General features: G+C 62.9%; 9 protein-coding genes and 2 pseudogenes. 8 read left to right on the top strand and 3 right to left on the bottom strand.

Annotated elements, in window-relative coordinates:
- Both Q0S16_RS01845 and Q0S16_RS01840 read left to right on the top strand, forming a co-directional pair.
- A pseudogene (locus tag Q0S16_RS01845) lies at positions 1-117 on the top strand (IS110 family transposase); the annotation flags it as partial.
- Between the two features lie 442 nt (positions 118-559).
- On the top strand, positions 560-1,045 hold the full coding sequence (locus Q0S16_RS01840; RefSeq protein ID WP_295844382.1) for a hypothetical protein: 486 nt from the start codon (positions 560-562) through the stop codon (positions 1,043-1,045).
- A gap of 86 nt (positions 1,046-1,131) precedes the next feature.
- On the opposite strand, the gene Q0S16_RS01835 is transcribed toward Q0S16_RS01840, so the two are convergent.
- From Q0S16_RS01835 to Q0S16_RS01825, 3 genes are all read right to left on the bottom strand, one after another.
- Positions 1,132-1,905: a CHAD domain-containing protein gene (locus Q0S16_RS01835; RefSeq protein WP_295844379.1), complete on the bottom strand. Its 774-nt coding sequence runs from the start codon at positions 1,903-1,905 to the stop codon at positions 1,132-1,134.
- A gap of 56 nt (positions 1,906-1,961) precedes the next feature.
- Complete coding sequence (locus Q0S16_RS01830) at positions 1,962-3,539, bottom strand: AAA family ATPase (RefSeq protein ID WP_295844376.1); 1,578 nt, start codon at positions 3,537-3,539, stop codon at positions 1,962-1,964.
- Positions 3,540-3,784: 245 nt separating this feature from the next.
- Positions 3,785-4,537 (bottom strand): IclR family transcriptional regulator, encoded by a 753-nt coding sequence (locus tag Q0S16_RS01825; protein ID WP_295844374.1) that lies wholly within the window; start codon positions 4,535-4,537, stop codon positions 3,785-3,787.
- A gap of 209 nt (positions 4,538-4,746) precedes the next feature.
- Between Q0S16_RS01825 and Q0S16_RS01820 the strand changes: the two genes are divergently transcribed.
- The 6 genes and pseudogenes from Q0S16_RS01820 to Q0S16_RS01795 all read left to right on the top strand — a co-directional run.
- Positions 4,747-6,357 carry an MFS transporter gene (locus Q0S16_RS01820; RefSeq protein WP_295844371.1) on the top strand — a complete coding sequence of 537 codons (1,611 nt, stop codon included), beginning with the start codon at positions 4,747-4,749 and terminating at the stop codon, positions 6,355-6,357.
- A gap of 30 nt (positions 6,358-6,387) precedes the next feature.
- Complete coding sequence (locus tag Q0S16_RS01815) at positions 6,388-6,825, top strand: cupin domain-containing protein (RefSeq protein ID WP_295844369.1); 438 nt, start codon at positions 6,388-6,390, stop codon at positions 6,823-6,825.
- A 63-nt stretch (positions 6,826-6,888) separates the two neighbouring features.
- A complete protein-coding gene (locus tag Q0S16_RS01810; RefSeq protein WP_295844367.1) occupies positions 6,889-7,161 on the top strand; it encodes a DUF485 domain-containing protein in 273 nt (90 codons plus the stop codon).
- A 10-nt stretch (positions 7,162-7,171) separates the two neighbouring features.
- Positions 7,172-8,728, top strand: coding sequence for a cation/acetate symporter ActP (gene actP / locus Q0S16_RS01805; RefSeq protein ID WP_295844364.1), 1,557 nt, complete (start codon positions 7,172-7,174; stop codon positions 8,726-8,728).
- 67 nt (positions 8,729-8,795) lie between these two features.
- Positions 8,796-9,431, top strand: coding sequence for a glutathione S-transferase N-terminal domain-containing protein (locus Q0S16_RS01800; protein ID WP_295844362.1), 636 nt, complete (start codon positions 8,796-8,798; stop codon positions 9,429-9,431).
- Between the two features lie 30 nt (positions 9,432-9,461).
- Positions 9,462-9,892 (top strand): annotated as a pseudogene (locus Q0S16_RS01795) (NADH:flavin oxidoreductase/NADH oxidase); the annotation flags it as partial.

The following is a 9,892-nucleotide window of genomic DNA, read 5'->3' as shown; positions in this document are numbered from 1 at the left end:
TTCCCCGACAAACTCGTTCCCGCCGGCAAGCCGAAGCTCGTGGCTATCATCGCGGTTGCCCGCAAGCTGCTCACCATCCTCAACGCCATCCTGCGAGATAAAGCCCCATGGCAGCCAAAAACGCTTGAACGGAAAGACAGTCGCTCCCCTCATGTCTGGAGGGGAGGACTACCGTACAACTCGGGCGTCCGGCGCCGCGAGAAGGCAGAGCCGCGTCTGTGCGACATCGATCGCTGAAAACGGGCTGTTTGACATTCGAATCGTATTTCCGCGGGGGCGCGGCCGGTCGGCGCCGCGATGGCCCGCATCAGGTTGTATCAAGCGCTTCGTTGCAAGATACGAGTGTATCGCGCCAAACCTCGCGCGATTTCGCGGACATCCTGCGCCAGCGGCCGGCGCTTTTGATCCCGGACTCTGGCCGATCGGCGGCCAGTGGCCTCCGCGGATATTTCCAGCGCAAAGTTTAGCCCTTCACAACGGCGGCCGGCGTGACGCGGTATCTTTCCCACAAAGGCAAGGTGTGGCACGCTTGGTGCCTTGAGGTTGTGGGGAGCGTCGGATGAAGCGGCTGATGGTGGCGGGGCTGTTGGCGTGCGCGGCGAGCGCGGCGCATGCGCAGCTGGAGCCGAAGATGATCGGCAACTGGATGGTATCCAGCGAAACGGCCCCGTCGGGAAGCGGCCGGATTTTCACGGCGGTCACCAGCGGTCGCACCATGGCGCTCTCGGTCAGGTGCATCGCCAAACGGCTGAACCTGACCTTGTTTCCGGTCGCGAGCGGCACCACTCCGCGCGCCGCCGGGGATCAATTCAGGGTCAGGTTCCGGGTCGATGCGCTGCCCGATATCGACACCAATGCCCGGGCGCTCGATACGCAGGTGATTCAGATCGACCCCGACAAGCGGATCGTGAAGGCCATCCGCGACGCCCGCGAGATCGTGGTGCGCCTCACGGCACCGATGGGCGTGACGGAGATGCTGGCCTACGACGCGGCCGGCGCGCAAAAGGCGCTTGTCGACGTGATCAGGGAATGCCCGCTCGATTGAGCGCCCTGAACAGCTCACGCCGAACCACGATGGCCCGAGGCTTCAGGGGCCAGGGTTGCCCTACCGAGGCGCGCGGAGGGCCTGGATTAGCGCAGGCTGCGAAACGCCTGACGGGCCTGTCGCAGCAGTCGCTTCTTTCGGCGCCGGTAGATCCTGACGGGAAAATCTTGCGGCTGCAGATTTCGCAGCCGCTGCAGATCCCGGAGGTCGCCGAGCGCGCGTTGGGCGAACTGTGCCGCCTCGCGCTGCCGGGTTCCGCTGCGGCTTTCCGGTATGCCAAGGGCGAGCAGGGCCTCGCGCATGTAGCGGTAGCGTTTGGCGGCGATGCGAAGGCGGTGGCGTCGTCGATTGCCCTTCATGCCGCCTGCGCTGTCGCGGACAAGACGTCGCTTCCATCGTTGCAAGCGGGCCGCGGCATAGTCAGCGAGTATTTGCCGGCGTCGGTGGCGCGCCGCGGCGGCGCCGGTCGTCAGCCATGGTCCGGCATCGATCCAGTGCGAGAGGGCGGCGATGAGCCGGTCGTAACGTTTGGAGCGCAGCACCGAGGTGAGCCGCCGGTGGCTCCGTCTCGTGGCCAGGGCCAGTAGCTTGCTGTCTTTGGCGGCCAGCGGTTTTTTCAGACCGGTCCTGACATGGCCGGTCGTTACATCATTGTCTCGTGCCGGGCCCAGCGCGGAGTTGAGCCAGATGATCTCGGTCTTCAGCCATGGCCATTCGCCGTCCTGCGTCATGGCCGCGAAAAATTTTCGCGCGGCCTGTAACCTGGTGAGGCCGATCCGGATTTGATGAATGGCTTCCGGGCGGCCCCGGCAGGCCGCGCCACGATGTTCTCGGATCAGGGCAACGCATGGCCGGGCCATGCGCTGGAACGCGCTCTGGCAATTCGGTCCGGGTTTACTCGCGGAGCTGGACGCCGTCACGGCGTGCCTGTCGTTTCGAAGCTAGGCCATTTCAGACAATGGAGCGCGCGGGCGAGCGTCTGTTCCGATGGTCCTCCGGCATCGATCAAAGGCCAGTCCATCCTGCCCAGCGCAAATCCTTCCTGCTGGATCGCTACCGCTGCGGTCGCGTCCGATGCGTCATTTTGTCGATGTTCGATCCTTGCGATCCGGACCGATCGTTCAGCGGTGAGAAAAATCCCGAGATGCGGGATGCTGGCTGGTGCAAGGGTTGAAACCGCCGCGCGCTCCGTTTCGCGGAGAAAGGCGGCGTCGAGAATCGCGGAATGCCCCTGTAGCGCCGTACATTCCGCGGCCTTCAGCAAGGCCTCGTATACTCGCGCCGTCACCTCGATTGTATAGGCCGAAGCCGGCAGCCGCTCGGTCTCGTTGATGCCGAACAGCTTCTTGCGGATGACATCGGATCGCAGGATCAGCGCGCCGGGCAGCGGCCCGAGCCGCGGCGCGACTCCGCGCGCGAGTACGCTCTTGCCGGTTCCAGACAGGCCTCCGATGGCCACCAGGCAGGGCAATGGCGGAGCAATCAGTTCAAGGGCGAGGTCGAAGTAAGTTCGGGCCTGGTCCCGGACCGTGCTGTCGCTCCCGGTCTGCTCGCTCCTGGTAAACAGGACATGGGCGCGGATCGCGGCACGGATCGACAGAAACAGCGGCAGCACGGCCAGCGCCTCGCGGTTGGCCTCGGCGCCGGCCTCCATATAGCGGTTGAACAGCGCATTGGCTTCGGCGACTGCGCCATAGCGGACCAGATCCATCAGCGGAAAAGCGAGGTCGTAGAGAATGTCGGTGGTGGCGATCGCCGGATCGAATTCGATGGCGTCGAACAGCACCGGCTGGCCGTCGATCAGCACAATATTGCCAAGGTGCAGATCGCCGTGGCAGCGGCGCACGAAGCCTGCCGCCGCGCGCTGCTGAAGCAGGTGCCTGTGGGTCGCCAACGCGGCATGGCACCGCGCATCCAGGCCATCGATGTCCGACGCAAGCAGGCCGTCGACGCTTCGAAACCTGACGGAGTTTCGCTCGATGAGGCCGGTGATGGAGGCAACCCAGCCGGTGGTTCGGGCTGCCGGCTCCCGTCGATGCGCTGCCAGAATCGTATCGGCCACCGCTGTCGCCAGTTCGGGAGTGAGTTCGTGGCGGGCGGCGAGCTGTTCGAAGCTGCGAGTCTCGTCAAACCGCGACATTTCGACGGCCCACTCCACGGCTTCGCCATCACCATCAAGGGCGAGGCCCCCATGTTGCCAGGTGATCGGGAGCACGTCGCGGTAGATCAGCGGAGCAAATGGCTTGTTGACCCTCAGCTCTTCCGCGCAGGCCGCCCGGCGGCGGGCGAGTGTCGAGTAATCCAGAAAAGGCAGGCGAACGGCGCGCTTGATTTTCAGCACCCGGTGCTGGCCAAGAAAGACGATCGAGGCATGGGTATCGACGCGCCGCATGCCGGGCTCGGTCTGCCGCACAAATTCCAGCACCGCATCCTGATCCGGCCGTTCGCGTGGTGAAAGGGGGGCGCCCCGCCGGTCCAGAACCATGGCTTGCATCGCCTTTCAACACCGATCCGGCACAATGTAGGCGCCTGACGGAAATCATGCTTGATGTTTCTCAAGGCTGCGGGGCGGCATTTCAATTTCAGATCGCCGTGCTGATAGCCAACCGCCGCCAATTGGTACGAGATGCCGATGCCCGCGTCCCTGGTCCGCACGGCCAATGCCAGCAGCGGAACCGCAAGCGCGTATTCGGCGGTTCTGGTGTCAGCAGGAACGATTGCGAGGAAAACAGCGCTACGCTAGTCGCCGTCGATCCGGTCGATATCGCTTTCGGCGTCCTTGACGGCGGCCAGATAGGCCTCGAAATTTTCCTCAAGCCGCGAGGCGGGGCCGGCGACGCCGATCGCGTAGGGCTCGCCGCCGATGCGGCGGGCAATTGAAATGCCCATGACATCGGCGACGGTTTCGCCGCGCGTCAGGAAATAGCCGCGCGCGCGACCTTCCAGGATATCCTGCTTGAAGGCCTTGGGATCGGTGATCGTGGCCGCCGTGAAGGCCGTGAATTCGAGTTTGGAAATCGCCTTGTCCAGCGCGACGTCGCTGAGCAGGCTGAGCGTCGATTTGCCCAGCGCGGTGCTGTGGGTTGGAAACGTGTCGCCAGGCGACGCCGTGTAGCGCACGGTATGGCTGCCCGGAATGACCTCGAGATAGATCACGATGTCGCCCTGCATCTTGCCGATGATTACCGTCTCCCCGGTGGCCTTCGCCAGGCTGGCCGCGATCGGTGTGAGGCGCTCCAGAAGGCTGTCGTAGCGGCCGATCGATTGCGCGATGTTGAACAGCCGCTTGGTCGGGTAAATCCGCTTGCGCTCTTCCAGGATGTAGACATAGCCGCGGACCTGCAGGGTCCGCACCAGGCTATGGCAGCTGGAAATAGGCACCCCGATGCGCTGCGATATTTCGGTCAGCGATAACGGCCCGCCGGCTTCCGCGAAAGCCTCGAACAGATCGAGAGTTCGGGAAGCTGCCTTGACCTGGTCCTGGCTATTCATCCGCCCCGCCTGATTCATGATGGGCCTCTGGTTAATTCGCCAGCGCCGCGCCGGCAAGCACGTGCAACACGTTGCCTAAAATAGAAACATTTCGGCTAATAGAAATGCTTTTCGATATATCGAAATAACTCTAGCCTATCTCCGTTGGCTCTGAACATAATTGACCGAGCGATGATCCTGTCTCGGCTGCAAAGTAGGAGAAGTGGAAAATGAGCGACGCGACGATGGTGCTGGCTCCCGCGCGCGAACGGTTGAGCCGCGAAGAACGCAAGGTTCTGGTGGCGGCCTCGCTCGGCACGATCTTCGAGTGGTATGATTTTGTGCTGTTCGGCTCACTGGCCGGCCTCATTGGCCAGCAGTTTTTTACCAAGGCGGATCCGTCGATCGGGTTCATCTTTGCGATGCTGACCTTTTCGGCCGGGTTCATTGTCCGGCCGTTGGGTGCCCTGGTGTTCGGCCGGCTCGGCGATCTGGTTGGACGCAAATATACTTTCCTTGTTACCATCCTGATCATGGGCTTCGGCACGTTCGCCGTTGGACTTCTGCCCGGTTACGACACGATCGGACTCGCCGCCCCGGCTATTCTGGTGTCGTTGCGCATGCTGCAGGGGCTCGCGATCGGCGGCGAGTATGGCAGTGCGGTCGTCTATGTGGCCGAGCATGCCACCAAGGGGCGCCGTGGCGCCTTCACATCCTGGATCCAGGTTACCGGCACCGCCGGTTTCATCCTCAGCCTCGTCGTGGTGCTGCTCACCCGGCTCGCGGTCGGAGAACCCGCCTTTGCCGCGTGGGGATGGCGGCTGCCGTTCCTGTTGTCGATCTTCATGCTGGCGATCTCGGTGTGGATCCGGATGTCGCTGGAAGAGTCGCCGGTGTTCGCGAAAATGAAGGCCCAGGGAACGCTATCGAAGGCGCCGCTGTCGGAAGCCTTCGGTCGCTGGCCAAACCTCAAGGTGGTGTTGACGTCGCTGTTCGGTCTGATCGCCGGCTTTGGTGTGGTGTGGTACACGACGCAGTTCTACACCTTGCTGTTCCTGACCCAGACGCTGAAGGTCGATCCGATCACGGCCAATGTCGTGGTGATGGTGGCTCTGCTGATGGCGACGCCGTTCTTCGTGGTGTTCGGCACGCTGTCGGATCGCATTGGCCGCAAGAAGATCGTTCTCGGCGGCATCCTGCTGGCCACGCTGGCCTATTATCCTGCCTTCCATGGCCTGACGCATTTCGGTAATCCGGCGCTCGAGCGTGCGCTCGACAATGCGCCAGTCACGCTGATTGCCGATCCCGCCAGTTGCAGCTTCCAGTTCAACCTGACAGGCACGGCGAAGTTCACCACGCCCTGCGATCTCGCCAAATCGCGACTGGCGGCGTTGTCGGTCAGCTATACCACGCAAGCGGCACCAGCGGGTTCAACCGCGACCGTCATGGTCGGAGGACAACCGATCGCGCTGTCTGATCTAGCCGGCGCCGTGCAAGCCGCCGGCTACCCGGCCAGGGCCGATCCCGCCGGCGTCAACGCCGTGATGCTGACGCTGATCGTGTTTGGCCTCGTGTTCTGTCTGACGATGGCCTACGGCCCGGTCGCTGCCATGCTGGTCGAGATGTTTCCGACCCGGATTCGGTACACCTCGATGTCGCTGCCCTATCACATCGGTACCGGCTGGTTTGGCGGACTGACGCCGACCTTCGCCTTCGCGCTGGTGGCGGCGAACGGCGACATTTACTCGGGTCTCTGGTTTCCGATCATCATCTGCGGCGCCACGGTGCTGATCGGTGCGCTGCTGGTTCCCGAGACCAAGGATTTCGACATCAACCGCTGAGCGAACCCTCATTTTCGACTGGAGATTTTCATGTCTGCCGCGACCACCATCAAGCACGTCATCACGCCGAACGATGTCGATACGATCATATCAAGCTGGGTCACCGCGAAAACCCTGGCGTCCCCTGAAGTCAGCGGCACCGAGCGCATGAGCGCTGTGTCGCTGTTCTTTGACCCGGGCAAAGGTCATGAACGTCACAATCATCCGGCCTCCGAGCAGCTGATCTATGTGCTAGCCGGCGCGGGCGAGATGATGATCGAGGATGAGACCGGGCTTCCGGTCACGACCGCGATCAGCGCCGGCAGTCTGGTCACGATTCCGCGCGGCGCCTTCCATTCGACCTTCAACACCGGATGGGAGCCGCTGCGCATTCTCGCGGTCTATTCGCCGACGGGACCGGAGGCCGCGATGCGCAACTCCGCGGAGTTCACGGTTCTGGCGCCGGGCGTGGTGCCGGGCAAGGTGTGAGGCGTTTCCAAAGGTCACCGTATCGCAGGTAACTCGTCAACAGGTCCTCCAGGAGTGAACAGAATGTCTCGCTTGTTGCCAGATCCAGACCCGGCCGGGAAACCCGCCAACGGCATCCGCGTCAGCAATGTGAATATCGGGCTTCCGCTGACGCTCATCCTGATGCTGGTCTATGCCGGCTTTATTGGGCTTGGCACCTTCGCGCCGTCGGTGCTGGCCATCCCGGTCTTCGCCGGCGGCACCGTGACCTGGGCGTTCGCTTACGGCCTGTTCGTGATCGCGCTCGGTGTGGTGCTCGCGGGCGTTTACGTCCTTGTTGCAAACCGTCGCGCTTGAGGGGGTATCGATGACCAATCCGACCGCTATCATTCTGTTTGTCGCATTCGTTCTTGTGACCCTGGGCATCACCTGGTGGGCCGCGAAGCGAACCAAATCCACCGATGACTTTTACGCCGCGGGTGGCCGGATCACCGGTTTCCAGAACGGTCTCGCGATTTCAGGTGATTTCATCTCGGCGGGTGCTTTTCTTGGACTGTCCGGCCTGGTCTTTTCCTCCGGCTTCGACGGCCTGGTCTTCGCGGTCGGATACACCACCGGGCTTCCGATCGTGGTGTTCCTGCTGGCCGAACGGCTTCGCAATCTCGGCCGCTTCACCTTCACCGACGTGCTTTGCTATCGCCTTAACGAGAAGCCCATTCGTATTTTCTCCGCTTGTGCGTCGCTGGTGGTTGTCGCGTTCTATTTGATCGCCCAGATGGTCGGCGCCGGCCAGCTCATCAAGCTACTGTTTGGCCTCGACTACATCTATGCCGAGATCATCGTCGGCGTGCTGATGATCTGCTACGTGATGTTTGGCGGCATGGTGGCAACCACCTGGGTGCAGATCGTCAAGGCGGTGCTGTTCCTGACCGGCGGCACCATTATTGCGTTTCTCGTCATGATGAAATTCGGCTTCGACTTTGGCGCGCTGCTGGCGAAAGCGGTCAGTGTTCACCCCAAGGGCACAGCGATCCTGACACCGCAATTCCTGTCGAAAGATCCGCTGTCGGCAATCTCGCTCGGGCTGGCGTTGATGTTCGGCACCGCCGGGCTGCCGCATATCCTGATGCGCTTCTTCACGGTCCCGGACGCGAAGGCCGCGCGGGTCTCGGTGTTCTGGGCCGCGGTCTGGATGAACTACTTCTTTTCGCTGGTCTTCATCATCGGCTTCGGGGCGCTGGCGCTACTGGCCAAGGATCCGACCTATCTCGATGCCAAGGGTGGCCTGATCGGCGGCGGCAACATGGCGGCCATCCACCTCGCCAATGCCGTCGGCGGCAGCGCGATGCTGGGCTTCATCTCGGCGGTGGCATTCTCGACCATCCTCGCGGTAGTGGCCGGATTGACGCTGGCCGGCGCCTCGGCGGTTTCGCACGACCTCTACGCCAGCGTGTTCCGCAAGGGTCCCGCTGACGACCGCAAGGAAGTCCGGGTTTCGAAAATCGCCACCGTCGGCCTCGGCATTGTCGCGGTGCTGCTCGGGATCGCGTTCCAGACCCAGAACGTCGCCTACATGGTGTCGCTGGCCTGCGCGGTTGCCTGTTCGTCGACCTTTCCGCTGCTGCTGCTTTCGATCTACTGGCGGGGATTGACGACCAAGGGGGCTGTGATCGGTGGCTCGGTGGGGCTGTTCAGCGCGCTGGCGCTGACCATTCTGGGACCGCCGGTTTGGGTCAAGGTGCTCGGTTTCGCCGCGCCGATCTTCCCGATCGACCCGCCGACGATCGTGACCATGCCGCTGGCCTTCCTCACCTGCTGGCTGGTTTCGGTGCTCGATCATAGCCGTCAGGCCGCCAGCGATCGCGGCCGGTTCGACATGCAGACCGCCCGGGGCATTGGCGGCGCCGCCGTCGCCGCGGAGTAAACCCGGTAAGCGGCGCGCCGCACGGGCGCGCCGCCATCGTCTCGATGTCTAATGCACGGAGCCCGTCATGTTCAAATTGATCAGCGCCACGCCCAGCCCCTATGCGCGAAAGGTGCGAATTGCCCTGGCTGAAAAAGGTCTGCCGTTCGAGCTCATTACGGAAGTGCCATGGGACAGCACGAGCGCGACGCCGAAATACAATCCGCTGGAAAAACTCCCGGTCCTGATTCTCGAAGACGGCTCCACCGTCTATGAGTCGAGTTTCATCATGCAGTACCTCGAATGGAAGTATCCGGAGACGCCACTGTTGCCGCTCGACGTCGATGGCAAGATCGCGGCGCGTCGGCTGGAGGTGCTGTGCGACGGCGTCTGCGATGCCTTCGTGCTGATGTTCTTCGAGCGCCAGCGCGCTGAAGCGGCGAAAAGCCCGGAATGGATGGCTCGCCAGCGCCGCAAGATCGACGGCGGCGTGCGCGAGATGGCGCGCCTCCTCGGCGACCGGACATTCGCCGTGGGGCCGGCGTTCGGTCTCGGCGATATCGCGGTAGGAACCGTGATGGGCTACCTCGCGGTACGATGGCCGGATTATGACTGGCAAAGCCTGTATCCGAACCTCGCCGCGTTCAGCGCGCGGATCGAGCAGCGGCCATCCTTTGCCGGCAGCGTTCCTGTACCGCAGAAGATTTCCGACAAAGTCATGTAAAGCGACTGCTTGACGAAAGGCGACGAGGCCATGCCAGATCTATTCAGTCCCTACACGTTGAAGGGCGTGACGCTGCGAAACCGGATCGCAATGTCGCCGATGACGATGTACCGGTCCGTCGACGGGTTGATGAATGACTATCATGTCATGCTGATGGGCTCGCGGGCCGCCGGTGGTTTTGGCCTGGTGTTCCCGGAACAACTCGCGATTACGCCCGACGGCCGTACCGGCACCTCATGCGCCGGCATCTATGACGACGCGCAGATCGAAGGTCTGTCGCGCGTGACCGCGATGGTCAAGGCGATGGGCGCGGTACCGGCGGCCCAGCTTGGCCATACCGGTCGCAAGGGCAGCGAATTGAAACCCTGGGACGGCAAGCTACAGATCTCGCCCGAGCATCCCGACGGCTGGCAGGTGCGCGGCCCGTCGGCCATCACCTATGGCGGCCGCTACACCTATCC

The organism is Tardiphaga sp. (assembly GCF_025356345.1).
Classification (GTDB): domain Bacteria; phylum Pseudomonadota; class Alphaproteobacteria; order Rhizobiales; family Xanthobacteraceae; genus Tardiphaga.
This window is presented reverse-complemented; position numbering and strand designations above follow the sequence as displayed.